This is a genomic window from Klebsiella sp. GG_Kp146, assembly GCF_040061975.1.
GTDB classification, from domain to species: Bacteria; Pseudomonadota; Gammaproteobacteria; order Enterobacterales; family Enterobacteriaceae; genus Klebsiella; species Klebsiella quasipneumoniae.
This window is the reverse complement of record NZ_JBEAHA010000008.1, coordinates 28,710-53,967: the sequence shown is the minus strand read 5'-3', so window position 1 is coordinate 53,967 and position 25,258 is coordinate 28,710. Positions and strand designations below refer to the sequence as shown.

Here is a 25,258-nt window from a genome sequence, read left to right as displayed (position 1 = left end):
GAAATATTATTTCGTCGCTCTAATGTTTAATTAAGGTTTCTTAAGTTAACGAAATGAAAATATTAATTTCGCTATCTGCCCGGCGCGGAATAAATGCAGGTTATCAGAAATAACTGAGAGCCATTTGCGCGAAAAGGCGGCTATAGGTCAGTGACAATGAAAAGGAAAACTGCCCCTGAAAAGGGGCAGGGAGGGATTAGCGTTTTTTACCCATCGCCGCGGCGAGGGCATCCATCATCGCGCTGTTGCCGGCAGGCTGCGCGTCGCGACCGCGGGGTTTGGCGGCTTTCGCGGCCGGGCGATTGCCCTGCGGGCGATCCTGACCGCCGCCGCGGCGGGCGTTGCTGTCGCCCGGCTGCTCGTCGAGACGCATGGTCAGGGCGATACGCTTACGCGGCAGATCGACTTCCATGACCTTGACCTTCACGATGTCGCCCGCTTTCACCACCGTATGCGGGTCTTCAACGAACTTGTTCGAAAGGGAAGAGATATGCACCAGGCCGTCCTGGTGAACGCCGATATCAACAAACGCGCCGAAGTTGGTGACGTTGGTCACCGCGCCTTCGAGGATCATCCCCGGCAGCAGGTCGTTCATAGTCTCCACGCCGTCGGCGAACTGGGCGGTTTTGAACTCAGGACGCGGGTCGCGGCCCGGTTTTTCCAGCTCTTTGATAATGTCGGTAACGGTCGGTACGCCGAACTTCTCATCGGTGAAATCGACGGCTTTCAGGTTCCGTAGCTCGCTGCTGTTGCCCATCAGATCTTTCAGCGCCTGCTGAGTCGCCGCCAGAATGCGTTCGACCACCGGATAGGCTTCCGGGTGCACAGTGGAGGCGTCCAGCGGGTTGTCGCCGTGGTTGATACGCAGGAAGCCGGCGCACTGTTCAAAGGCTTTCGGCCCCAGACGGCTGACCTTCAGCAGCTGCTGGCGGTTCTGGAACTGGCCGTTCTCGTCGCGCCAGGCGACGATGTTCTGCGCCATCATGCGGGTCAGGCCGGCAACGCGGGTCAGCAGCGGCACGGAGGCGGTGTTCAGGTCAACGCCGACGGCGTTCACGCAGTCTTCCACCACCGCGTCCAGCTTACGCGCCAGCTGGGTCTGGCTTACATCATGCTGATACTGACCGACGCCGATGGATTTCGGGTCGATTTTCACCAGCTCGGCCAGAGGATCCTGCAGACGGCGGGCGATGGAGACCGCGCCGCGCAGCGACACGTCGAGGTCCGGGAACTCCTGCGCCGCCAGCTCGGAGGCTGAGTAAACGGAAGCCCCGGCTTCGCTGACGATCACCTTCTGGGCGGTGACCTTCGGGAACTGCTTCTGCACGTCGAGGAAGAAACGCTCGGTTTCACGCGAGGCGGTACCGTTGCCGATGGCCACCAGCTCAACGTTGTATTTCTCACACAGCGCGGCGACGGCGACGGCCGCTTTGGCGGCCTGGCCGGTGTGGGGGTAAATGGTGTCCGTCGCCACCAGTTTGCCGGTACCGTCAACCACGGCCACTTTCACCCCGGTGCGCAGGCCCGGGTCAAGGCCCATGGTGGCGCGCAGCCCGGCGGGCGCGGCCATCAGCAGGTCGTGCAGGTTGCGGGCGAAGACGTTAATGGCTTCGTCTTCGGCGCGCTCGCGCACGGTGCCCATCAGCTCGGTTTCGAGGTGCATCAGGACTTTGATCCGCCAGGTCCAGCTGACGACGCCTTTACGCCAGCTGTCCGCCGGGGCGTTGTTCAGGCGCAGGCCCAGGTGGTCGATAATAATCTGCTCACCGTGGCTCTCTTTCGGCGGCTCGTCAAACTGCGGGTCGGCGTTTAAAGAGAGCTGCAGGACGCCTTCGTTGCGGCCGCGGAACATCGCCAGCGCGCGATGCGACGGCACGGCGGCGATCGGCTCGTGGTGATCGAAGTAGTCGCGGAATTTGGCGCCTTCCTCTTCTTTGCCGCTGACGACGGTGGAGACCAGGTGGGCGTTTTTCCACAGATAGTCACGGACCTTCGCCAGCAGCGCGGCGTCTTCGGCAAAACGCTCCATCAGAATATAGCGCGCGCCATCCAGCGCCGCTTTGCTGTCGGCCACGCCTTTATCGGCGTCAATATATTTTGCGGCTTCCGTTTCCGGATCGTGGGACGGTTCGTTCCACAGCAGGTCAGCCAGCGGCTCCAGCCCGGCTTCGATGGCGATCTGTCCGCGGGTACGGCGCTTCGGCTTGTACGGCAGGTAGAGGTCTTCCAGTTCGGTTTTGCTGAGCGTGGTATTGATGGCTTTTTCCAGCGCGTCGGTCAGTTTGCCCTGTTCAGCGATGGATTTGAGGATCGCCTGACGACGGTCTTCGAGTTCGCGCAGGTAGCCGAGGCGGGTTTCCAGATTACGCAGCTGCGTGTCATCCAGACCGCCGGTGACTTCTTTACGATATCGTGCAATAAACGGCACGGTGTTCCCTTCATCAAGCAGGCGAACGGCAGCTTCTACCTGTTCGGCTCTGGCCTGAAGTTCACCCGCAATAATGCGGCAGAGCGAATCATTCATCATGGCTTTTAATTCATCTTTAGGGTCAAAAAAACAGGGACTAGTTATACGGACTGGCGGCTGAAAATGCCAGCCGCGCCCGGCGTCTCTCGGAAAGTTCTTGTCTATTTTACGTATTCGATCTCGTTGACATACCAGCTGGCTTCCCCCGCCGGCGTGTTAACGATAGCCAAATCGCCGACCTCTTTTTTTAACAGCGCGCGCGCCATCGGCGAGTCGATGGAGATATAGTCTTTGCGGCCAAAAATTTCATCGTAACCGACGATGCGAAAGCGCTTGATATCGCCTTCATCGTTTTCAATTTCTACCCAGGCGCCGAAGAAGACTTTGCCCTCCTGCTGCGGGGAGTAATCGACGATCTTTAACTGTTCCAGACATTTGGTCAGATAGCGGACCCGGCGATCGATCTCGCGCAGGCGCTTTTTGTTGTACTGGTAATCCGCGTTCTCGCTGCGGTCGCCAAGGCTGGCGGCCCAGGTCACCTTTTTGGTCACTTCCGGGCGCTCCTGGCGCCACAGGTAGTCCATCTCCTGCTTCAGTTTTTCATATCCCTCGCGGGTGATCAGCGGCGTTTTCATCGTGAGTTCAACCTTCTGACAGTCTGTCGTTGCGCACAATTTGTAGCGCGCAATAATACCGACAGGATAAATACTGTGTCTTATGATTAAATGTATACTTAACCTGCTGTTAAATATGCTTTGTAACAATTTAGCCTGGAATGTATACCAGATTTAGCTGGTGAGCGCGCCGGGCTTTTTTGAGAATACGCACTGACTATTGCAGTGAACCTTTGGGAGTACAAACAATGCAAGAGAATTATAAGATTCTGGTTGTGGATGACGACATGCGCCTGCGTGCGCTGCTCGAACGTTATCTGACCGAGCAGGGCTTCCAGGTTCGTAGCGTGGCGAACGCCGAACAGATGGATCGTCTGTTAACCCGCGAATCCTTCCACCTGATGGTGCTGGATCTGATGCTGCCCGGGGAAGATGGTCTCTCGATTTGCCGCCGTCTGCGCAGCCAGAGCAACCCGATGCCGATCATTATGGTGACGGCGAAAGGCGAAGAGGTCGATCGGATCGTGGGCCTGGAGATCGGGGCTGACGACTATATTCCGAAGCCGTTCAACCCGCGCGAACTGCTGGCCCGCATCCGGGCGGTGCTGCGCCGTCAGGCGAACGAGCTGCCGGGCGCGCCGTCGCAGGAAGAGGCGGTTATCGCCTTTGGTAAATTCAAACTGAATCTGGGCACCCGCGAAATGTTCCGTGAAGACGAGCCGATGCCGTTGACCAGCGGCGAGTTCGCGGTCCTGAAGGCGCTGGTTAGCCATCCTCGTGAGCCGCTGTCGCGCGATAAGTTAATGAACCTCGCTCGCGGCCGCGAATACTCTGCGATGGAGCGTTCCATCGACGTACAGATCTCCCGCCTGCGCCGCATGGTGGAAGAGGACCCGGCGCATCCGCGCTATATCCAGACCGTCTGGGGTCTGGGCTACGTCTTCGTCCCGGACGGTTCTAAGGCATGAAACGCGTGCGCTTTTCGCCGCGCAGCTCCTTTGCTCGCACGCTGCTCCTGATCGTCACCTTGCTGTTCGTCAGCCTGGTGACGACCTATCTGGTGGTACTGAATTTCGCGATCCTGCCGAGCCTCCAGCAGTTTAATAAAGTATTGGCCTACGAAGTGCGTATGCTGATGACCGATAAGCTGCAGCTGGAGGATGGCACCCAACTGGTGGTGCCCCCGGCGTTTCGTCGTGAAATTTATCGCGAGCTGGGGATTTCGCTCTATTCCAATGAAGCGGCGGAAGACGCAGGCCTGCGCTGGGCGCAGCATTATGAATTCTTGAGCCAGCAGATGGCTCATCAGCTTGGCGGCCCCACTGAGGTGCGGGTGGAGGTCAATAAAAGCTCCCCCGTGGTGTGGCTGAAGACCTGGCTGTCGCCCAATATCTGGGTGCGGGTGCCGCTGACCGAGATCCATCAGGGCGACTTCTCGCCGCTGTTCCGCTATACCCTGGCGATCATGCTGCTGGCGATAGGCGGCGCCTGGCTGTTTATCCGAATTCAGAACCGCCCGCTGGTGGATCTGGAGCATGCGGCGCTGCAGGTTGGGCGCGGCATTATCCCGCCGCCGCTGCGCGAGTACGGCGCCTCTGAGGTGCGATCGGTGACCCGCGCCTTCAACCACATGGCCGCGGGCGTGAAGCAGCTGGCCGACGACCGTACGCTGCTGATGGCCGGGGTCAGCCATGATTTACGTACTCCGCTGACCCGCATTCGTCTGGCCACTGAGATGATGGGCGAGCAGGACGGCTATCTCGCGGAGTCGATCAACAAAGATATCGAAGAGTGCAACGCCATCATCGAGCAGTTTATCGACTACCTGCGCACCGGGCAGGAGATGCCGCTGGAGCTGGCGGATCTGAATGCGGTGCTGGGGGAAGTGATCGCTGCGGAGAGCGGCTATGAGCGGGAGATCGCCACCGCCCTGCAGGCCGGCGAAATTCCGGTACGCATGCATCCTCTGTCTATCAAGCGCGCGCTGGCGAATATGGTGGTCAACGCGGCCCGCTATGGCAATGGCTGGATCAAGGTCAGCAGCGGCAGCGAAGCGAGCCGGGCCTGGTTCCAGGTTGAAGATGACGGACCGGGGATTAAACCTGAGCAGCGGGAGCACCTGTTTCAGCCGTTTGTGCGCGGCGACAGCGCCCGCAGCACCAGCGGAACCGGGCTGGGGTTGGCGATTGTTCAGCGTATTATCGACAATCACAACGGCCGGCTGGAGATTGGCTCCAGCGAACGCGGCGGGTTACTGATCCGCGCCTGGCTGCCGGTGCACCGGGTGCTGACGCCGATGAAACCGGCCAAAGAGAGCTGATCGCGCCCGCGGTTGGCTGGTCAAAACGCTGCGCAATAAAAAGCCGGGCAAGCCCGGCTTTTTCATCTCTGCGTTCGTTAGCGCTGCGGCCCTGCCGCCACCAGCGCGGCGCCCGCTGGCGTATCGGTATACTTCTCAAAGTTCTCAATAAACAGCTTCGCCAGCTGGTCGGCTTTTTCCTGCCACTGCTCCGGGGAACCATAGGTGCTGCGCGGATCGAGGATCTGGGTATCCACGCCCGGGAGCGCCGTCGGGATCTGCAGATTAAACATCGGCAGGGTAAAGGTCTCCGCGTTGTCCAGCGAGCCATTGAGGATGGCGTCGATGATGGCGCGGGTATCTTTAATCGAGATGCGCTTGCCGGTGCCGTTCCAGCCGGTATTGACCAGATAAGCCTGCGCGCCAGCCGCCTGCATACGTTTGACCAGCACTTCGGCGTACTGCGTCGGGTGCAGCGACAGGAAGGCGGCGCCGAAGCAGGCGGAGAAGGTTGGCGTGGGTTCGGTCACGCCGCGCTCGGTGCCGGCCAGTTTGGCGGTAAACCCGGACAGGAAATGGTACTGCGTCTGATCGGCGGTCAGGCGGGAGACCGGCGGCAGTACGCCGAACGCATCGGCCGTCAGGAAGATCACTTTGGTGGCGTGACCCGCTTTGGAGACCGGTTTGACGATATTATCGATATGGTCGATGGGGTAGGAGACGCGGGTGTTTTCGGTTTTTGAACCGTCATCGAAATCGATTGTGCCGTCGGCGCGCACCACCACGTTTTCCAGCAGGGCGTTGCGGCGGATGGCGTGATAGATATCCGGCTCGGCCGCTTCAGAGAGCTTGATGGTCTTGGCGTAGCAGCCCCCTTCGAAGTTAAACACCCCATCGTCATCCCAGCCATGTTCGTCATCGCCAATCAGGCGGCGTTTCGGATCGGTGGAAAGGGTGGTTTTGCCGGTGCCTGAGAGGCCGAAGAAAATGGCGACATCGCCTTTCTCGCCGACGTTGGCAGAACAGTGCATGGAGGCGATGCCCTTCAGCGGCAGCAGGTAGTTCATGATCGAGAACATCCCTTTCTTCATTTCGCCACCGTACCAGGTGCCGCCGATCAGCTGAATGCGCTCGGTGAGGTTGAAAGCGATGAAGTTTTCCGAGTTCAGGCCCTGCTCTTTCCACTGCGGGTTGATGCACTTCGCACCGTTCATCACGATGAAGTCGGGCGCGAATTCCGCCAGCTCTTCGTCGCTCGGGCGAATGAACATGTTCTTCACGAAGTGCGCCTGCCAGGCCACTTCGGTAATGAAACGTACGCTGAGACGGGTATCGGCGTTAGCGCCGCAGAAGGCGTCGACGATAAACAGGCGTTTACCGGACAGCTGCTGTGTCACCAGCCCTTTCAGATGCTGCCAGGTTTCCTGCGAAAGCGGCTTGTTGTCGTTTTTACCCTTGCCTTTATCAGACCACCAGACGGTATCGCGGGTGGTGTCGTCGCGCACGAGGTACTTATCTTTCGGAGAACGACCGGTAAAAATGCCCGTGTCGACGGCGATAGCACCCAGACTGGTTAATACGCCACGTTCGTAGCCTTCCAGGTTGGGGTCGAGCTCTTCCTGAAACAACATGTCGTAGCTGGGGTTGTGGACGATATCCTGAACGTCATTGATACCATAAGCCTTGAGATCCTGCGGGGTTAAACCATGATTAACGCGCATGTCACTGCTCCTTAGCCAAGATGTACTGCTGTAAATTGTAGGGTTTATTACCGGGTATTGACCGCGACCAGGCTCATAGATTTACGTATCTCGACATTCCGCAGAATGACGAAAAAAACGGTGACTCCTGTCACGAAGTGAAGTGGATTATCTCAGGAAATGGCCGAATGGTGGGGTTAGATGTTTCTCAATGGTTAAAAAGTAATTAAAAAAACTGCTGAAATGTGAATGTAATCGCTTTCCTGGAATAAAATTACGTAACTCTTTCAGCGAGAATCGATTCAACTCGTGAATAAATAAAAGTCAGGCACCGGGCGACAAACCACATCGCCGCCCGGTGCCTGAAGAAGAAGTGAGGATTAATGGACCTGCGGGTCGGCCGGAGAGGCGTTGTTACGGATCTCGGCGATGTCCATGGCGTTGAAGATATAGTGGTTACCGCAGTAGTCGCAGTGCATATCAATCTCGCCTTCGTCGGCAAGGATGCTATCTATCTCTTCGTCCGGCAGCGTCTTCAGCGCGCCGGCGCAGCGTTCGCGGGAGCAGGTGCACTTGAACTCCACGCTCTGCGGATCGTAGACCGTGACTTCTTCTTCATGGTACAGACGCCACAGCACATCGTTCGCCGGCAGGGTGAACAGCTCTTCCGCCTTGATGGTCTCGGTGAGCGTCGCCAGGTGCTCAAAGTCGGCAGTCTGGGCATCCTGGGCCGGCATCACCTGCAGCAGCATCCCGCCCGCCATCGGCTGGCCTTCATGTTCGCCGGTGCGGATGATAAGGCGCGTCGGCAGCTGCTCTGAACGCTGGAAGTAATCTTCCAGGCAGGCGGCCAGCGTATCGCCTTCCAGACCGACCACGCCCTGATAGCGCTCACCCTCTTCCGGGGAGATGGTAATGACCAGATAACCGTTGCCGACCATCGCTTTCAGATCCGCATCGTCCGCAATCTCGCCCTGCACGCGCGCGACGCCGCGCAGCTGCTGCTGGTTATTGCCGTTGATCACCGCCAGCTGTAAAGGCCCATCGCCCTGCAGCTGCACGGTAATGTCGCCGGCAAACTTCAGGGTCGCAGTCAGCAGACTGGTGGCGACCAGCAGCTCCGCCAGCACCGTTTTCACCGGCTGGGGATAAGTGTGATTCGCCAGAATCTGTTCCAGGGTTTCCGACACCGTCACCAGCTCGCCGCGCACGGCATAGTTTTCAAACAGATAACGATGTAATTGATCGTGTTGAGTCATAATCATCTCTCTTTCTGGCGCGAGTTACTCACTCTCGCCGTGTTTAAATCTCATCAGGTCGCGGCGCTCTTTCTTGTCCGGACGTCTGTCAGGGTGCGGCATGGTCAGGGCGTTCATTTTGCGCGCCAGGGCCATTTTTTCACGCTTCTCGATACTCTCCGCCGTCTCTTCATACAGGGTGACGGCTTCGCTTGCCGGGCGGCGCTGCTCGGTGATACCGACGATGCGCACCGTCCGCTCGTCGTTGCCCTGACGCAGCGTCAGCATGGCGTCCAGTTCGACGATTTTCCCTGGTTTGCTGCGTTGTCCGTTGTAATGCACCTTGCCGCCTTCAATCATCTCCCGCGCCAGCGCGCGGGTCTTGTAAAAGCGGGCGGCCCAAAGCCATTTATCCAGTCTGACGGTTGCGGCAGGCTTCTCTTTCATCGCCTCTCCTTCGGGGTAAGCGAAGGGATCAGTCGTCGGTAATCATTCAGCCCCGGATGGCGCAGATACTGCTTTTCCGCCAGCCCGGAGTCGGGATTGGTAATGCCCAGGCAGTAGCGAATGCCAAACTCCCTCGCGGCATCCAAAATCGCCTCGCTGTCGTCGACAAACAGCGTTTTATGCGCCTCAAGGCCGGTTTCCTCCGCCACGGCGCGCCACAGACGCTGATCCTCTTTCGGATAACCAAATGTGTGGGTGGAAAGTAATAAATCAAGGTGCGCATCCAGGCCGGTGTGTTTGAGTTTCACCGCCAGATTGTGGGGATGGGCATTGGTCAACAGAATACGTCGCTTACCGCTGGCCTTGAGCGCATCAAGGAACGGCACGGTATCCTCACGCAGCGTGGCGCGCGGACCCTGTTCGCTGGTCATCGCACAAATATCCAAACCCAGGCGCTCGCTCCAGTAATCCAGACAGTACCAGTTTAGCGTATGCTGCACGGCATGATACTCCTGATGCATGGCCTCTTTCGCCTGTTGCAGATTGAGGCCGCGGGCGGCCCCCCAGGTTTCCGGCACCAGCGTTTGCCAGAAATAGTTATCGAAAGCGAGATCCAGGAGCGTGCCGTCCATATCCAGCAGAACGGTATCGACCTCCTGCCAGGCGATATCAAAATGCATGATGACTCTCCAGCGAGCGGGAAATGGGCGACAGGGTATCACACCCTGCCGCCGGGGAAATTAATCTTGCGGGTCAGACGAGGGGAGCAGCACCGGGTTCAGGCAGCTTTCGTAATATTTCTGAATCTCTTCCATACGCTGGCGATGGCGTTGATAACGACGCAGCGCCTGCACGCCGTGGTAAGCCATGCATCCCACCATCGACAGCAGCAGCAGGGTGATGCCCAGATAGCGCCACAGGCCGCTGCGGTCGGGAATGCGGTGCAGGTTTATATGCTGGGTGCCGTTGGCGTCAGTAAACAGATTGGTGACGATCCCTTCGGCATGGAAGGGGGTATGCATCAGCATACCGGCCAGCCGCCGCAGTTCGCCCCACTGCTCATGCGCCGGGTAATCATACAGGCTTACCGCCGGCCACGGCTGATTGACCAGCACGCTGCCCTCGTCGCTGGCGATAAGGAAGCCGCCCGGGGCCGGGCTGTTGAGCGCCTGCGCCGCTCGCGAGGTTTCACGCATTACAAAGGGGGCGGTTGAGGTGGTCACCAGATTCTCCAGCGACTCGGCGCTGACTGGCCGCAGGAGCACGTTCACGCCATCCAGTTTCCCGGCGGACGCGCGCTTGATTAACGTCTCCCAGTTACGGGTATTGCCGAGATTAACCAGCGCGTTCTTCAGGCGCAGGCAATCATCGGCAGCCGAACAGAGATCGTTGGTTTTCTGAACGATATCGCCGAAATCATCCAGCAGCACCATGCCAGATTTTTGAATGGCGGAGCGCAGCGCCGGGCTGACGCGGGAGTCGTCGTCGGTTTCCGGGTGCAGCTGACGCTGGACGGACTCCATCAGGGCGGTCGCTTTGCTGACAATGTCAGACTCCGGCAGCGGCAGAGGAGGGGCATCGTTCCACACAATCTGCGAACAATCGAAAGGCAGGAACGGCGAATCCTCTTTGGCCGTCCAACTGCCCGGCGTGCGGATGTTGCACATCCCGGTACCGGTCAGGCGCAGCGTATCGCCAATGCGCACATGGGCCTTTTCCAGCTGGCTGACGGTCGTGGCTTCAATCGTCTGCGCCCCCTTCAGCCACGACAGGGTGAACTTAAACGGCATATTCAGCGGTACGCTGGCCCATAGCATGATCACCACCACCAGGGCGCCGGCGGCGATAATCGCGCTGCGCAGCCAGTACTGCAGCGGGAAATTTTTCACTTCATCATGCAGCGACAAGTAGCGTCCCTGACGGGCCACATGGCGGTTGAGATAGATATCAATATCGGTCTGCTGTCCGAGGTCCTGGGCGATCCAGGGCTGCCAGTGGCGCGGATAGATGAGATCGATAATGCCCAGCGAGATATTATTGATATGTTCCTGATCGTTTTCGCCGAACAGCCCCCAGCGCTTCGGGACGCCGCGCAGGCAGTGGATTTCGCGCAGCGCGGCGCGGCGCGGCGGGGCATAGATCCCCCACAGGCCGGCGGCGAGCAGCAGCAAACCGGCGGCCACCAGCCACGGGGTAAAGACGGCTGGCCCAATCAGGCTGAAATAAAAGACCAGGAAAGAGGCGACGATCAGGATCGCTTCCCGCAGACCGTCCGGGCGATTCAGGGCGTGCTCTTCCGGGCTTTCCCGCCGGATCTGCCGCAGCTCTACCTGTTCGCTCTCTTCGCCGCGAATCGAGGCCTGGGTGGCCGAGGCGCGTTCCAGAGCGTAGCTTTGCGCTTCCTGACGATAGTCGCTCAGGGTATGACCGTTAAGGGTGATAACCAGCGGCAGGCTGTCGGTGGGGATCAGCTCGACGCTGTTTTCATCGTTGATATGCTGTTCCCAGAACGGCGGCAGATGTACCTCCACCGAATCGAGAAAATAGCGCCATTTATTCGGCGCGTCGGTGGTGATCCCGTAGCGGGTGATGGCTCGCGTCAACCCATAGACGGTATCGCTCTGTTCGTTTAGCGCCAGAGCGACGGGCGCGCTGGTGGCGCCGGACGCGGGCACCTGCTGGGCGCGGCTCAGTTCGGCAAGATACTTTTCGATGGCCTGGCGCTCATCGGCAGGGAGCGGCCGCGTGGTGGCATCGCTAAAGGCGTGCAGTAGGGGGAGCCGGCGGCGTCTGGCGTGCGTGCGATACCACCATCCAATGAGCAATACGCAGATTAGCAGAGCTGTAAGGAATATCAGAAAGGTGCCCATGCCCATCCCATCATAGTTATATTTTTCTTACGAAATCGTCGGTGAACGTGAAGACTAACGTCAAGCTGCAGTGTTAGCGGCGCACCTGCTTGCAGGGTAGTGAATATGTCATGCAGCAGTGTATAAGCTTACCAAAAACGTTAAAGCGCAGAAATCGGTAAATTCTCAAACAGAATTCAAGCTATTGATTTTTTTATCTTTATTACTTTCACCTTTGCAGGGAAAAGGTTACAACTCTGTAAATAAGTGGCGATTTGGATTGCCGAAAGCGTGTTGCGTATCGCACAATGACTGCTTAATCACAGCATAGACCGATGACAATGAGCAAATCATTACAAAAACCCACCATTCTCAATGTTGAAACTGTCGCCCGTTCGCGCCTCTTTAATGTCGAAAGCGTCGATCTGGAATTCAGCAACGGTGTGCGTCGCGTTTATGAACGTATGCGGCCTTCCACCCGCGAAGCGGTAATGATTGTGCCGATTGTGGATGATCATATTATTTTGATTCGCGAGTATGCCGTCGGGACGGAATCCTACGAGCTGGGCTTCTCCAAAGGGCTGATTGATCCGGGTGAAACCGTGGATGAAGCGGCCAATCGCGAGCTGAAAGAAGAGGTTGGCTTCGGCGCCAATAAGCTGACGTTCCTGAAGAAGCTCAGTATGGCTCCCTCTTACTTCTCCAGCAAAATGAATATCCTGGTGGCGGAAGATCTCTATCCGGAGTCGCTGCCGGGCGATGAGCCCGAGCCGCTGCCGCAGGTGCGCTGGCCGCTGACGCAGCTGATGTCGCTGCTGGATGAAGAAGATTTTAACGAGGCCCGCAACGTCAGCGCGCTGTTTTTAGTGCGGGAATGGCTGCAGGCCCAGGGGAGACTCTGAACGAGCGTTCACGCTAAGCAGCAATAAAAAAGCGCCCGCAGGCGCTTTTTTTGTCAGAACAGCTCGTGGGTTTCACCGCCGCCGTCCGTCAAGGTGGTGCCCACCTCATGGACCGCCTGCTGCGTGGGCTGGGTACCCTCAATAAAGTATTCCGCCCGGCTGTTGCCCCCGTTCGCCAGCTGACCGGTGCTGCGATCGATATTCACCGTGACGATTCCCGGCGGCGGCGTTAACGGCTCTTCCGCAACGCCTTCCAGCACGCTCTTCATAAAGCTGTCCCAGGCCGGTTGGGCGCTTTTGGCGCCGCCTTCGTAGCCGGAGATCTGATCTTTAATCGCCCCTGATGCGGTGGTCCGGCCAAGATCGCGACGATGATCGTCAAAGCCGATCCAAACCGAGGTCACCACGCCCGGCCCGTAGCCTGAGAACCAGGCGTCCTTCGAGCTGTTGGTGGTTCCGGTTTTGCCGCCGATGTCATGCCGCTGCAGATCCCGTCCGGCGCGCCAGCCGGTTCCCATCCAGCCCGGTTCGCCAAAGATGTTGCTGTTCAGCGCGCTCTTGATCAGGAAGGCCAGCGGGGTATTGATCACATGCGGCGCGTATTCCTGGGCGCCGCTCTGCGCCACCAGTGACTGATTGGCCTGCTCCAGCTGCGGCTGCGGCGGCACGTTGCCATTCTGCGGTTCCGTCGAGGTGGCGACATCTTCCACATCTTTGTTTTCCAGCACATTGGATTTTGGCGTATCGCCGTAAATCACCGGTAAATCACACTGCGGGCAGGCGATTTTCGGGCGCTCCTCGAAGAGGACCCCACCCTGATCATTCTCAATCTTACTGATAAAGAACGGGTTGACCAGGAAGCCGCCGTTGGCCATCACCGAATACCCGCGGGCGACCTGCAGAGGCGTAAAGGAGGCGGAGCCCAGCGCCAGCGATTCGGTGTGGACAATGTTTTGCGCCGGGAAACCAAAGCGCTGCAGATACTCGGCGGCATAGTCAACGCCCATGGCGCGCATGGCGCGCACCATTACCACGTTTTTCGACTGCCCCAGGCCCTGGCGTAAACGAATCGGACCGGCATACTGCGGCGGCGAGTTTTTCGGCCGCCAGTCGGAGCCGGCCCCGGCGTCCCAGCGCGAGATTGGCACATCGTTGAGCATGCTTGCCAGAGTTAAGCCTTTATCCATCGCAGCGGTGTAGAGGAACGGCTTGATGTTGGAGCCGACCTGGCGCAGCGCCTGGGTGGCGCGGTTAAACTTGCTCTGGTTAAAGTCAAACCCACCGACAAGGGCAATAATCGCGCCGTTTTGCGGGTTAATGGAGACCAGCGCCGAGTTGACGTCCGGGACCTGCGACAACCACCAGCTGTCACCCACTTTGCGAACCCAGATCTGCTGCCCGGACTGCACGACGTCGTTGACTTTACGCGGAGTCGCTCCCTGCTGCGTATCGGAGATAAAGCGACGAGCCCAGCGCACGCCGTCCATCGTCAGTGAAACGGAGTCGCCGTTAGCCAACAGCGCGACGGCCTCCTGGGCATTCGCGGAGGTGACCACCGCAGGAGAAAGCGGGCCTAAGCCAGGCTGGCGCTTCAGGGCGTCGACGATCTTTTTCGCCTCCCACGGCGTTTCGCCGACCTTCCACAGCACGCTGGCCGGGCCGCGGTAGCCGTGACGCATATCGTAATCCAGCACGTTATTGCGGACCGCCTGCTGGGCCGCCTGCTGGTTTTTGCGGGTAATCGTGGTGTACACCCGGTAGCCATCTTCATAGGCCTGCTCGCCATAGCGATTCACCATCTCCTGGCGCACCATTTCGCTCAGATAAGGCGCTGAGAAGGCGATTTTCGGCGCGTGGTAGCTGGCGTCGATGGGTTCGCTGCGCGCTTCATCGTATTGCGCCTGGGTGATGTACCCCTCGCTCAGCATACGCGACAGCACCACGTTGCGACGGGCTGTGGCGCGATCCATCGAATAGAGCGGGTTAAAGGTGGACGGGGCTTTCGGCAGACCGGCAATCACCGCCATTTCGCTGAGGGTCAGCTGGTCGATAGGTTTGCCAAAATAGACCTGCGCCGCGGCGCCGACGCCATAGGCGCGGTAGCCGAGGTAAATCTTGTTCAGATACAGCTCAAGGATTTCATCTTTGTTCAGCAGCTGCTCGATGCGGATGGCCAGAAAGGCCTCTTTAATCTTACGCATCAACGTCTTCTCGGGGCTGAGGAAGAAGTTACGCGCTAACTGCTGGGTGATGGTGCTGGCGCCCTGCGAGGCGTGGCCTGAGAACATCGCCACGCTGGCGGCGCGGAAAATACCCACCGGATCGACGCCGTGATGCTCATAGAAACGACTGTCTTCGGTGGCGATAAACGCTTTCACCAGCTCGGGGGGAATTTGCTGCAACGTTACAGGGATACGGCGCTTTTCGCCGTACTGCGCAATAAGCTCACCGTCGGCGCTATAGACCTGCATCGGGATCTGCAAACGCACATCCTTCAGGGTTGCGACGTCGGGGAGTTGCGGCTCTATGTATTTGTAGAGGCCAAAAATCGAGCCTGCTCCCAGCAGTACGCAACAGACTGCAAGGATCAATAGATACTTTACGAACTTCACCGGTGTTTTCCCATTTAGTTTTATTTGGGCAGTTTATAAACAAACGCGCGGTAGTATAAAGGCAAGCCAGGTGCATTGATATAGCCGGACAGTTTTGCCGGATAAGGAGATCGTAAGCATGGCTTTCAGAAACTGGCGGATCGGAATGCATATCCAACAGGATAGCATTGCCATTGTCGCGCTACTGCATGAGCGCTCACACTGGGCACTGCGCCGCTGGTGGCGCATTCCTCTGCCGCCAGGTCTGGTGCGGCAGGGGATGGTGGCGGACGTTAGCGCCCTCGGCTCACGGCTGGCCGCCTGGCGGCGGGAGCTACCGGCGCAGCATCAGATCAGTATCGCCTTTCCCGCGGCTCGCACGCTGCAAAAACGCCTGCCTTATCCCCAGTTTGCCCTGCGAGAGCGGGAACAGGCGACGTGGATAGCCAGCGCCATGACCCAACAGCTGGCGATGCCCGCCTCCTCTCTATGTATTGATTATGCGCCCACCTCGCGGGATGACGGCTGGCAGGTGACGGCGGCGCAGCGGCTGGATATCAATGTTCTGCGGGAGCTGGCAGGGCGGCTGCGGCTGCGGGTGGCGGCCATCGTACCGGATGCCAGCGCGCTCGGCGCCTTTTTCCCCTGGGTGACGGCAGCAGAGCAAGGCCTGGCGTGGCGGGATGAAAAGCACTGGCTATGGGCGACCCAGGAGGCCTGGGGCTGTGACGCCTGCGATGCGATAGGGTCCTTAAGCCAGCTGGCGGGGCAACTTCAGGTTCCTTTGCGCCTGTGCGCTGATGCGGGCGACGAGGGCAGTCGTTTTGATGTCTGGCAGGTGGTACACCGCCGGCAGCCTCCGCTGCCAGCCGACGGCGATCGCTACGCCATTGCCCTTGGGCTGGCGCTGGGAGGTGGGCGCCATGACGTATGTCGTTAATCTTCTCCCCTGGCGTGACCTGCGTCGCCGCCAGCGCCTGCGCTACGCCCTGTTGTTAGCCACCGGTATCGTGCTGCTGGTGGGGACGACCCTGCAGGCGGGACGAACAGCGGGTCTACAGCGCGACGCCCTGGCGAGGATCCACACGACAGCCGACGCAGCGTTGCTCGCCTCGCTCAAACAGCGCGAACAGGCGATGCGCGAGGCATGGCAGCAGCATCAACGCCGGCGCGAGCAGCGCCAGCGCAGATCGACGATCGCCGCCTGGCAACCCCGACTAATGGCGCTCGCGGCAGGCCTGCCCGCTCAGGCATGGCTGACGCGGCTGGAGTACCAGGGGGCGCACCTGACGCTGCATGGCCTGGCCCTCAACCTGCAGGCGCTGGCCCGGGTGGAGGCTGCTCTGGCCAGCGTCGCGGGATTCGCGCCGGCTAAAGCCGGCGGAACGCAGCGCGACGCCGAGGGGCGCTGGCGGTTCAGTTTTACCCTGTCGGGAGCGCGCGCCGATGCGGATTAACACCCGGCGCACCCGGGCGGGGCTGTTGATCCTGCTCGCGATGGGGCTGATAGGGGGCGGCGTGGCGCTCTGGCGCGATGCCCGCCCGCCGCTGGCGGCGCTGTCCCGCGATGGCGCTCTGCAAACGCAGTGGCGGCGGATCATGGCGCTGCGCATCCCCGCCGGTGAAAATTCCGGGCAGCGCATCGACAAGCAGCCGTTCTCGCCCATCGCCATTCCGCTCGCCGGCGCGAAGCTAATCGCCTGGCATCCGCAGGGGAGCGGCGGTGAGATGGCGCTAACTCTCTCCTGGCCGACGGTACCCGCCCTGTTCTCATGGCTGGCGCGCTGCGGGATGAACCCGCGTTCGTTCTCGCTGGAGCGCGAGGGGCAGGCGCTGCGCATGCGGCTGCAGCTGGAGGCGGAAGATGGGCGGTAAATGCTCGATTTTGCTGTGGTTGCCGCTGTCGCTGCTGGCGGCTGGGCGCGATCCTTTCCTGCCGGTTGAAGATCCTTGCCGCACGGCGCAGCTGTCGCAATGGCGCTATGGCGGCGCGGCCGGCGATGGCGCAGGCTGGACGGGGTTTTTGCAGGACGGAAGCGGTATGTGGCGACGGGTACGCCTGGATGAGCAATTGCCTACGGGCTGGCGGGTGAGTCGGCTGACGGCCGGCGAGCTGGACATCGTCACGCCCCCGGGATGTGAACCTCCAGCGTGGCGCTGGCAACGTGAAGGAAAACAAGATGATGCGATGGATAAGCCTGCTGCTTCTGCTGCTACCGCTGGCGGTGGTCGCCGCGCGAAATGACAAGCCGGTTTCGCTGGTCGTTGACGACGCGCCAGTGGCCCAGGTGCTGCAAGCCCTGGCCGAAATGAACCATAAGAACCTCGTTGTCGCACCGGACGTCAGCGGCACGCTCTCCCTGCGCCTGCAGAAGGTCCCCTGGACCCAGGCGCTGCGGGCAGTGGCGGATAGCGCAGGTCTCTCTTTGCAACAGCAGGGGACGGTCATCTACGCGCATACGCAGGCCTGGCAAAAGGCCAATCTGGCGCAGCGCGAAGCTGAACAGGCGAAACGTCTGCAGAACCTGCCGCTGCTGGCGGAGAGCGTGACGCTGCATTATGCCGATGCCGAGGAGCTGGCTAAAAGCGGCGGTAAGTTGCTTAGCGCCCGGGGAAACCTGATGGCGGACAAGCGGACCAATCGGCTGCTGATCCGCGATGATGCGCGGCATCTGCCGGCGCTGAAGGCCTGGGCGCAGGAGATGGATCTGCCGGTCGGACAGGTGGAGCTGGCCGCCCATATCGTGTCGATGAGCGAAACCAGCCTGCGTGAACTGGGGGTGAAGTGGCGGCTGGCGGAGGCTGAAAGCACCCCGGGATCCGGGCACATCACCACCCTAAGCAGCGATGTGTCGGTCAACGATGCCAGCACCCGCGCAGGCTTTAACATCGGCAAAATTAACGGGCGCTTGCTTGAGCTGGAGCTTTCCGCGCTGGAGCGTAAGCAGCAGGTCGAAATTATCGCCAGTCCTCGTTTGCTCGCCTCCCATATGCAGCCCGCCAGCATCAAGCAGGGGAGCGAGATCCCCTATCAGGTCTCCAGCGGTGAAAGCGGCGCCACGTCGGTGGAGTTTAAAGAGGCGGTGCTGGGCATGGAGGTGACGCCGACGGTGCTGCAGCAGGGGAGAGTGCGGTTGAAGCTGCGAATAAGCGAGAACACGCCAGGCCAGGTGCTGAAGCAGGATAACGGCGAGGCGCTGGCCATTGATAAACAGGAGATCGAGACCCTGGTGGAAGTCCGCAGCGGCGAGACCCTGGCGTTGGGCGGCATCTTTTCGCAGAAAAACAAAACCGCCCGCGACAGCGTCCCGCTGCTTGGCGATATCCCGGTACTGGGGCGTCTGTTTCGCCGCGACGGGAAAGATAATGAACGCCGTGAACTGGTTGTCTTTATTACGCCACGGATTCTGGCAGTACGTTAAGCAGGTTTTTCATGCTAAACACGTTTCAGGTGTTTGACGTGAGGACGGATTTAGCATACAAGGGGTACCGATTTGAGAGTCGGGTACGACATCAATCCTCCCTTTATTGTCCGGCGATTTTATTCAGTTGCCAAACCAGCCGGAGTATTGAGATAATTTTTAGTCTGACTCTCGCTCTATTGCATATGAGGTTTCAGTTCATGCCCTGCGGCGCTGGGTGTCTGCGAAGCGGGTTTATCATTAACGAATAGTCTTAGTAGTACCGAAAAAATGGCAGAGAAACGCAATATCTTTCTGGTTGGGCCTATGGGTGCCGGCAAAAGCACTATTGGGCGCCAGTTAGCCCAACAGCTCAACATGGAATTTTACGATTCTGATCAAGAGATTGAGAAACGCACTGGCGCTGATGTGGGCTGGGTCTTCGATGTTGAAGGCGAAGAAGGCTTCCGCGACCGTGAAGAAAAAATTATCAATGAGTTGACGGAAAAACAGGGGATTGTGCTGGCGACTGGCGGCGGCTCTGTAAAATCCCGTGAAACGCGTAACCGTCTCTCCGCCCGCGGCGTGGTGGTCTACCTGGAAACAACGATCGAGAAGCAGTTGGCCCGTACGCAGCGCGATAAAAAGCGTCCTTTGCTACAAGTCGATGCGCCGCCTCGTGAAGTACTGGAAGCGCTGGCTGACGAGCGTAACCCGCTGTATGAAGAGATCGCCGATGTGACTATCCGCACAGACGATCAGAGTGCGAAAGTCGTCGCGAACCAGATTATTCATATGCTGGAAAGCAACTGATTCTGGCTTAATAAAAGTGCGTCAGAGTAAAAGTCATTGAGGTGGATGTCGCGTTATGGAGAGGCTTACTGTTACCCTCGGGGAACGTAGTTACCCGATTACCATCGCGGCTGGTTTGTTTAACGATCCAGCTTCCTTCCTGCCACTCAAGTCGGGCGACCAGGCTATGCTGGTCACCAACGAAACGCTGGCGCCGCTTTATCTGGATACCGTCCGCTCTGCACTGGAGCAGGCAGGGGTCAACGTTGACAGCGTGATCCTGCCCGACGGCGAGCAGTATAAAAGCCTGGCGGTGATGGATACCGTATTTACCGCGCTGTTACAAAAACCCCATGGCCGCGACACCACGCTGGTGGCGCTCGGCGGCGGTGTTATCGGTGATTTAACCGGTTTCGCCGCGGCAAGCTATCAGCGCGGCGTGCGTTTTATCCAGGTCCCTACCACCTTGCTGTCGCAGGTCGACTCGTCGGTCGGCGGCAAAACCGCAGTGAACCACCCTCTCGGCAAAAACATGATTGGCGCCTTCTGGCAGCCGGTTTCCGTGGTGGTTGATCTTAACTGTCTGAAGACGCTTCCGAAGCGCGAACTCGCTTCCGGACTGGCTGAGGTCATCAAGTATGGGGTGATCCTCGACGGCGCATTCTTCAGCTGGCTGGAAAACAACATTGATGCCCTGCTGGCGCTGGATGAAAAGGCCATGGCGTACTGCATTCGCCGTTGCTGTGAGCTGAAAGCGGAAGTTGTGGCTGCCGACGAGCGTGAAACCGGGTTACGTGCTTTACTCAATCTTGGACATACCTTCGGCCATGCTATCGAGGCGGAAATGGGCTACGGTAACTGGCTGCACGGCGAAGCGGTGGCGGCAGGTATGGTGATGGCGGCGCATACGTCCGAGCGGCTGGGGCAGTTCCGCGCGCAGGATACTCAGCGCCTTATCGATCTGCTCAAGCGTGCAGGTTTACCGGTACGCGGCCCGCAGGAAATGAGTGCGCAGGCGTATTTGCCCCATATGATGCGCGATAAGAAAGTACTGGCTGGCGAAATGCGGCTGGTGCTCCCGCTCGCAATAGGAAGCAGCGAGCTGCGCGGCGGAGTGCCGCATGATGTGGTTCTTGGCGCGATTGCTGATACTCAGCAGGCGCAACAATAAGAAGGTCTGGCCGCGTTCGCGCGGCGTTATCATTTCGGGTGATGTGCAATAATCGTGAGCATAAGCCTTTTAGTGGGGTGTTAAATGGATGATTTCAAACCAGAAGACGATATGAAAGCCGATCGCAACGATCGTCGTGCTGGTCGTTCCCGTCAGTCTTCCGAGCGTGATGCCGATCCGCAGATCAATTTTGACGATGTCGATCTTGATGCCGATGAAGGCCGTCCGACGCGCGCCGGCAAGGCCCGTCGTGAGCGTGAAGAGGAAGAGTTCGAAGAAGAACTGGATGCGGAAGATGAGGAGATGCTCGAAGAGCAGCCTGTAGAGCGTCGTCCGCGTAAGCGTAAAAAAGCGCCGGCGAAACCCGCTTCCCGCCAGTACATCATGATGGGCGTGGGGATTCTGGTGCTGTTACTGTTAATCGTAGGTATCGGTTCCGCGCTGAAATCGCCATCTTCGTCCAGCCAGCAGACCGCTTCCGGCGAGAAGAGCATTAATCTGTCTGACGACCAGTCCGCCAGCACGCCAGCTGCCGGCCAGGATCAGACAGCCGCCAATACCACCACACAGCAGGACGTCACGGTACCGCCTATTGCCGCGAACCCGACCCAGGGCCAGGCAGCGGCAGAGCCGCAGGGCCAGCAGCGTGTTGAAGTTCAGGGCGATCTGAATAACGCGCTGACCCAGCAGCAGGGCCAGCTGGACGGCGCCGTAGCTAACTCGACGCTGCCAACTGAACCGGCAACCGTCGCGCCGATCCGTAATGGCGCCAGTGGCGCCGCGGCGCCGCGCCAGACGACCGAACGTCAGACGGCGGCAACGCCGCGTCCGGCGGAGCGTAAGCACACCGTCATCGAAGCGAAGCCGCAGCCGAAACCACAGGCGGTGGCGAAAGCGCCGGTAGAAACGAAACCGGTCCAGCCGAAGCATGTTGAAAGCGCGGCCACTACCGCTCCGGCGAAAACGACCGTCAGCGAAAGTAAACCGGCAGCCACCGCGCAGAGCAAACCAGCCACGACCGCGACGACCGCAGCGCCAGCCGCAACGGCAGCCGCGGCAGCGCCGGCGGCGAAGAGCGGTAAAACGGCAGGTGACGTCAGCTCGATGAAATCTGCGCCGTCGGGTAACTATACCCTGCAGCTCAGCAGCTCCTCTAACTATGAAAACCTGAATAACTGGGCGAAGAAAGAGAAGCTGGACAGATATGTTGTCTATGAAACGTCGCGTAACGGCCAACCGTGGTACGTGCTGGTGAGCGGTATCTATTCATCGAAAGATGAAGCGAAACGCGCGGTCACCTCGCTGCCGCCGGACGTGCAGGCGAAAAATCCATGGGCAAAACCACTGCATCAGGTTCAGGCTGATCTGAAATAATGCCGTGGGGTAGTCTTAAGCGCAGGATGCTGTCGGAGCTTTCTCCACAGCCGGAGAATGTGTAATTAGTTAGGCAGCATGAAAAAGAATCGCGCTTTTCTAAAGTGGGCAGGGGGGAAGTACCCCCTGCTTGACGATATTAAAAAGCATTTGCCGGAAGGTGAGTGCTTAATCGAGCCCTTTGTGGGCGCCGGGTCGGTATTTCTCAATACCGACTTTTCTCGTTATATCCTCGCGGATATCAACAGTGATTTAATCGGCCTGTACAACATCGTCAAATTGCGCACCGACGAGTATGTCGCTGCCGCCCGCGAGATGTTTACCCCGGAAAACAACGTCGCTGAGCGCTACTACCAGTACCGTGATGAATTCAACCAGAGCCAGGATCCGCTGCGTCGCGCGGTGCTGTTCCTGTATCTGAACCGTCACGGCTACAACGGCCTGTGTCGCTACAATTTGCGCGGCGAATTCAATGTGCCGTTTGGCCGCTATAAGAAGCCCTATTTCCCCGAGGCTGAGCTCTATCATTTTGCCGACAAGGCGCAAAACGCTGAGTTTTACTGCGAATCTTATGAAGAGTGCATGCAGCGTGCGGATAGCCGCACGGTGGTGTATTGCGATCCGCCCTATGCGCCGTTGACGGCGACGGCGAACTTTACCGCCTACCACACCAACAGCTTCAACCTGGAGCAACAGGTGCTGCTGGCGCAAAAGGCGGAATCGCTGATGAAGAAACGGATCCCGGTGCTGATTTCCAACCACCGCACGCCGTTGACGCAGGAGTGGTATAAAAACGCGGCAGAAACGCATATTGTGAAGGTTCGGCGCAGCATCAGCAGCAACGGTGGTACGCGTAAAAAGGTGGACGAGCTCTTAGCGCTCTACCGTCCGCCTAAGACCAAATAAATTTCAAGGAGATGCGGATGAAGCAGTATTTGATTGCCCCTTCGATTCTGTCGGCTGATTTTGCCCGTCTGGGTGAGGATACCGCGAAGGCGCTGGCGGCGGGTGCGGATGTCGTGCACTTCGACGTCATGGACAACCACTACGTGCCGAACCTGACGATTGGCCCGATGGTGCTGAAGTCGCTGCGTAACTACGGTATTACCGCGCCGATCGACGTCCACCTGATGGTGAAGCCGGTCGACCGCATCATTCCTGATTTTGCCGAAGCTGGCGCCAGCATCATCACCTTCCACCCGGAAGCCTCCGAACACGTCGACCGCAGCCTGCAGCTTATCAAAGAGCACGGCTGCAAAGCGGGCCTGGTGTTTAACCCCGCGACGCCGCTGAGCTATCTCGATTACGTGATGGATAAGCTGGACGTGATCCTGCTGATGTCGGTTAACCCGGGCTTTGGCGGCCAGTCCTTTATTCCGCAGACGCTGGATAAACTGCGTGAAGTGCGCCAGCGCATCGATGCGTCCGGCTACGACATTCGCCTGGAAGTGGATGGCGGAGTGAAAGCGAGCAATATCGGCGAAATCGCCGCGGCGGGCGCGGATATGTTCGTTGCCGGTTCGGCGATCTTCGGCCAGCCGGACTACAAGAAAGTCATTGATCTCATGCGTAATGAATTAGCGAAGGTAAGTCATGGATAAATTACAGGCGATCCGCGGCATCGCGTTTGATCTCGACGGCACGCTGGTGGACAGCGCGCCGGGTCTGACCGCCGCCGTTGATAACGCCCTCTACGCCCTGGAGCTGCCGGTGGCGGGAGAAGAACGCGTCGTGACCTGGATCGGCAACGGCGCCGATGTTCTGATGGAGCGGGCGCTGACCTGGGCTCGCCAGGAGCGTGCAACGTTACGTGCGGCGATGGGCAAGCCTTCCGTCGACGATCATGATATTCCGCAAGACGAACAGCTGCGCATTTTGCGTAAACTGTTTGACCGCTATTACGCCGAAGCGGCGGAAGAGGGCAGTTTCCTGTTTCCGGCAGTGGCCGATACGCTCGGCGCGCTGCAGGCCAAAGGCCTGCCGCTGGCGCTGGTGACCAATAAGCCGACGCCGTTCGTCGCCCCGCTGCTGGACGCGCTCGATATTGCGAAATATTTTACCGTGGTGATCGGCGGCGATGACGTACAGAACAAAAAGCCGCATCCGGAACCGCTGCTGCTGGTGGCGCAAAAGCTCGGCCTGACGCCGGAGGCGCTGCTGTTCGTCGGCGATTCACGTAATGATATTCAGGCGGCCAAAGCGGCAGGCTGCTGCTCTGTTGGCCTGACCTACGGCTATAACTATGGCGAACCGCTTGCGCTGAGCGAGCCGGACTATCTCTTCGACCAGTTTAATGAACTCTTACCCGCTCTCGGGTTACCGCACAGTGAAACTCAGGAATTGAAACATGACTAAGCCCATCGTTTTTAGTGGCGCACAGCCCTCAGGTGAACTGACCATTGGCAACTACATGGGTGCGCTGCGTCAGTGGGTAAACATGCAGGACGATTACCACTGCATCTATTGCATCGTGGACCAGCACGCCATCACCGTGCGCCAGGATCCGCAGCAGCTGCGTAAGGCGACGCTGGACACCCTTGCGCTGTATCTGGCCTGCGGCATCGACCCGCAGAAAAGCACTATTTTCGTTCAGTCTCACGTGCCGGAACATGCCCAGTTAGGCTGGGCGCTGAACTGCTACACCTATTTCGGCGAACTGAGCCGCATGACCCAGTTTAAAGACAAGTCCGCGCGCTACGCGGAGAACATCAACGCCGGTCTGTTTGATTATCCGGTACTGATGGCCGCTGACATTCTGCTGTACCAGACCAACCAGGTTCCGGTGGGCGAAGATCAGAAACAGCACCTTGAACTGAGCCGCGATATCGCCCAGCGTTTTAACGCCATCTACGGCGATATTTTTAAAGTGCCTGAGCCGTTTATCCCTAAATCCGGCGCGCGCGTGATGTCGCTGCTGGAGCCGACGAAAAAGATGTCCAAGTCCGACGACAACCGCAACAACGTCATCGGCCTGCTGGAAGACCCGAAATCGGTGGTCAAGAAGATCAAACGTGCGGTCACCGACTCCGACGAGCCGCCGGTGGTGCGCTACGACCTGAAAGAGAAAGCGGGCGTCTCCAACCTGCTGGATATCCTCTCCGCGGTCACCGGGAAAACCATTCCTGAGCTGGAGCAGCATTTCGAAGGCAAAATGTATGGCCACCTGAAAGGCGAAGTCGCCGAAGCGGTATCGGGCATGCTGATTGACCTGCAGGAGCGCTATCACCGTTTCCGTAACGACGAAGCGTTTCTCAATCAGGTGATGAAGGACGGCGCAGAAAAGGCCAGCGCGCGGGCTTCTCAAACCCTGAAAGCGGTATACGAAGCGATTGGCTTTGTCGCCAAGCCGTAAGCGACGCAACAGCTAAAAAGGGCGGGGATATCCCGCCCTTTTTTATGCCTGTCGTTCACAC

The 25,258-nt window shown here is 58.9% G+C and carries 23 protein-coding genes; 15 read left to right on the top strand and 8 right to left on the bottom strand.

Annotated elements, in window-relative coordinates; all coding sequences use genetic code 11:
• Positions 1 to 196: 196 nt before the first annotated feature.
• Positions 197 to 2,527: a Tex family protein gene (locus ABLU95_RS09765; RefSeq protein ID WP_060589692.1), complete on the bottom strand. Its 2,331-nt coding sequence runs from the start codon at positions 2,525 to 2,527 to the stop codon at positions 197 to 199.
• A gap of 101 nt (positions 2,528 to 2,628) precedes the next feature.
• Positions 2,629 to 3,102, bottom strand: a complete 474-nt coding sequence (gene greB, locus ABLU95_RS09760) for a transcription elongation factor GreB (RefSeq protein WP_002920503.1) — start codon at positions 3,100 to 3,102, stop codon at positions 2,629 to 2,631.
• A gap of 227 nt (positions 3,103 to 3,329) precedes the next feature.
• On the opposite strand from greB, the gene ompR reads away from it, so the two are divergent.
• Both ompR and envZ read left to right on the top strand, forming a co-directional pair.
• Complete coding sequence (ompR, locus tag ABLU95_RS09755; RefSeq protein ID WP_001157751.1) at positions 3,330 to 4,049, top strand: two-component system response regulator OmpR; 720 nt, start codon at positions 3,330 to 3,332, stop codon at positions 4,047 to 4,049.
• Positions 4,046 to 5,401 carry a two-component system sensor histidine kinase EnvZ gene (gene envZ, locus ABLU95_RS09750; RefSeq protein WP_023291203.1) on the top strand — a complete coding sequence of 452 codons (1,356 nt, stop codon included), beginning with the start codon at positions 4,046 to 4,048 and terminating at the stop codon, positions 5,399 to 5,401. Before ompR ends, envZ begins: the two co-directional genes overlap by 4 nt.
• A 77-nt stretch (positions 5,402 to 5,478) precedes the next feature.
• Here envZ and pckA read toward each other — a convergent pair whose 3' ends face one another.
• The 5 genes from pckA to ABLU95_RS09725 all read right to left on the bottom strand — a co-directional run bounded on the left by pckA (position 5,479) and on the right by ABLU95_RS09725 (position 11,635).
• The gene (pckA, locus tag ABLU95_RS09745; protein ID WP_241515804.1) at positions 5,479 to 7,101 is read right to left on the bottom strand and encodes a phosphoenolpyruvate carboxykinase (ATP); all 1,623 of its coding nucleotides are present in this window, start codon (positions 7,099 to 7,101) and stop codon (positions 5,479 to 5,481) included.
• Positions 7,102 to 7,460: 359 nt separating this feature from the next.
• A complete protein-coding gene (hslO, locus tag ABLU95_RS09740) occupies positions 7,461 to 8,345 on the bottom strand; it encodes an Hsp33 family molecular chaperone HslO (protein ID WP_017899960.1) in 885 nt (294 codons plus the stop codon).
• Between the two features lie 18 nt (positions 8,346 to 8,363).
• Positions 8,364 to 8,765: a ribosome-associated heat shock protein Hsp15 gene (gene hslR / locus ABLU95_RS09735; protein WP_065883138.1), complete on the bottom strand. Its 402-nt coding sequence runs from the start codon at positions 8,763 to 8,765 to the stop codon at positions 8,364 to 8,366.
• The gene (gene yrfG, locus ABLU95_RS09730) at positions 8,762 to 9,445 is read right to left on the bottom strand and encodes a GMP/IMP nucleotidase (protein ID WP_004202162.1); all 684 of its coding nucleotides are present in this window, start codon (positions 9,443 to 9,445) and stop codon (positions 8,762 to 8,764) included. Before yrfG ends, hslR begins: the two co-directional genes overlap by 4 nt.
• Before the next feature lie 60 nt (positions 9,446 to 9,505).
• Positions 9,506 to 11,635, bottom strand: coding sequence for an intracellular growth attenuator family protein (locus tag ABLU95_RS09725; RefSeq protein ID WP_241515805.1), 2,130 nt, complete (start codon positions 11,633 to 11,635; stop codon positions 9,506 to 9,508).
• Positions 11,636 to 11,955: 320 nt separating this feature from the next.
• Here ABLU95_RS09725 and nudE point away from each other — a divergent pair, with 320 nt between their 5' ends.
• On the top strand, positions 11,956 to 12,516 hold the full coding sequence (gene nudE, locus ABLU95_RS09720; protein ID WP_032429005.1) for an ADP compounds hydrolase NudE: 561 nt from the start codon (positions 11,956 to 11,958) through the stop codon (positions 12,514 to 12,516).
• 53 nt (positions 12,517 to 12,569) lie between these two features.
• On the opposite strand, the gene mrcA is transcribed toward nudE, so the two are convergent.
• Positions 12,570 to 15,128, bottom strand: a complete 2,559-nt coding sequence (mrcA, locus tag ABLU95_RS09715; protein ID WP_023291198.1) for a peptidoglycan glycosyltransferase/peptidoglycan DD-transpeptidase MrcA — start codon at positions 15,126 to 15,128, stop codon at positions 12,570 to 12,572.
• Positions 15,129 to 15,246: 118 nt separating this feature from the next.
• Here mrcA and ABLU95_RS09710 point away from each other — a divergent pair, with 118 nt between their 5' ends.
• The 12 genes from ABLU95_RS09710 (at position 15,247) to trpS (ending at position 25,197) form a co-directional block, all read left to right on the top strand.
• On the top strand, positions 15,247 to 16,047 hold the full coding sequence (locus ABLU95_RS09710; protein ID WP_241515806.1) for a pilus assembly protein: 801 nt from the start codon (positions 15,247 to 15,249) through the stop codon (positions 16,045 to 16,047).
• Complete coding sequence (locus ABLU95_RS09705) at positions 16,031 to 16,564, top strand: PilN domain-containing protein (RefSeq protein WP_241515807.1); 534 nt, start codon at positions 16,031 to 16,033, stop codon at positions 16,562 to 16,564. Before ABLU95_RS09710 ends, ABLU95_RS09705 begins: the two co-directional genes overlap by 17 nt.
• Positions 16,554 to 16,982 carry a pilus assembly protein PilO gene (locus ABLU95_RS09700; RefSeq protein WP_241515808.1) on the top strand — a complete coding sequence of 143 codons (429 nt, stop codon included), beginning with the start codon at positions 16,554 to 16,556 and terminating at the stop codon, positions 16,980 to 16,982. The genes ABLU95_RS09705 and ABLU95_RS09700 overlap by 11 nt, the downstream gene beginning before the upstream one ends.
• Positions 16,972 to 17,352 (top strand): HofP DNA utilization family protein, encoded by a 381-nt coding sequence (locus ABLU95_RS09695; RefSeq protein ID WP_241515809.1) that lies wholly within the window; start codon positions 16,972 to 16,974, stop codon positions 17,350 to 17,352. Before ABLU95_RS09700 ends, ABLU95_RS09695 begins: the two co-directional genes overlap by 11 nt.
• Entirely contained in the window at positions 17,288 to 18,529 is a 1,242-nt protein-coding gene (gene hofQ / locus ABLU95_RS09690; RefSeq protein WP_032429004.1) for a DNA uptake porin HofQ, read from the top strand. The genes ABLU95_RS09695 and hofQ overlap by 65 nt, the downstream gene beginning before the upstream one ends.
• Before the next feature lie 270 nt (positions 18,530 to 18,799).
• Positions 18,800 to 19,321 carry a shikimate kinase AroK gene (gene aroK / locus ABLU95_RS09685; RefSeq protein WP_002920267.1) on the top strand — a complete coding sequence of 174 codons (522 nt, stop codon included), beginning with the start codon at positions 18,800 to 18,802 and terminating at the stop codon, positions 19,319 to 19,321.
• 55 nt (positions 19,322 to 19,376) lie between these two features.
• Complete coding sequence (gene aroB, locus ABLU95_RS09680; protein WP_044524957.1) at positions 19,377 to 20,471, top strand: 3-dehydroquinate synthase; 1,095 nt, start codon at positions 19,377 to 19,379, stop codon at positions 20,469 to 20,471.
• Between the two features lie 84 nt (positions 20,472 to 20,555).
• The gene (gene damX, locus ABLU95_RS09675; protein WP_032429003.1) at positions 20,556 to 21,845 is read left to right on the top strand and encodes a cell division protein DamX; all 1,290 of its coding nucleotides are present in this window, start codon (positions 20,556 to 20,558) and stop codon (positions 21,843 to 21,845) included.
• Positions 21,846 to 21,923: 78 nt separating this feature from the next.
• A complete protein-coding gene (gene dam, locus ABLU95_RS09670; protein WP_004202178.1) occupies positions 21,924 to 22,751 on the top strand; it encodes an adenine-specific DNA-methyltransferase in 828 nt (275 codons plus the stop codon).
• 17 nt (positions 22,752 to 22,768) lie between these two features.
• Positions 22,769 to 23,446 (top strand): ribulose-phosphate 3-epimerase, encoded by a 678-nt coding sequence (gene rpe, locus ABLU95_RS09665; protein ID WP_218810545.1) that lies wholly within the window; start codon positions 22,769 to 22,771, stop codon positions 23,444 to 23,446.
• The gene (gene gph / locus ABLU95_RS09660) at positions 23,439 to 24,200 is read left to right on the top strand and encodes a phosphoglycolate phosphatase (RefSeq protein WP_023291189.1); all 762 of its coding nucleotides are present in this window, start codon (positions 23,439 to 23,441) and stop codon (positions 24,198 to 24,200) included. The genes rpe and gph overlap by 8 nt, the downstream gene beginning before the upstream one ends.
• Positions 24,193 to 25,197, top strand: coding sequence for a tryptophan--tRNA ligase (gene trpS, locus ABLU95_RS09655; protein WP_002920253.1), 1,005 nt, complete (start codon positions 24,193 to 24,195; stop codon positions 25,195 to 25,197). The genes gph and trpS overlap by 8 nt, the downstream gene beginning before the upstream one ends.
• Positions 25,198 to 25,258 lie beyond the last annotated feature (61 nt).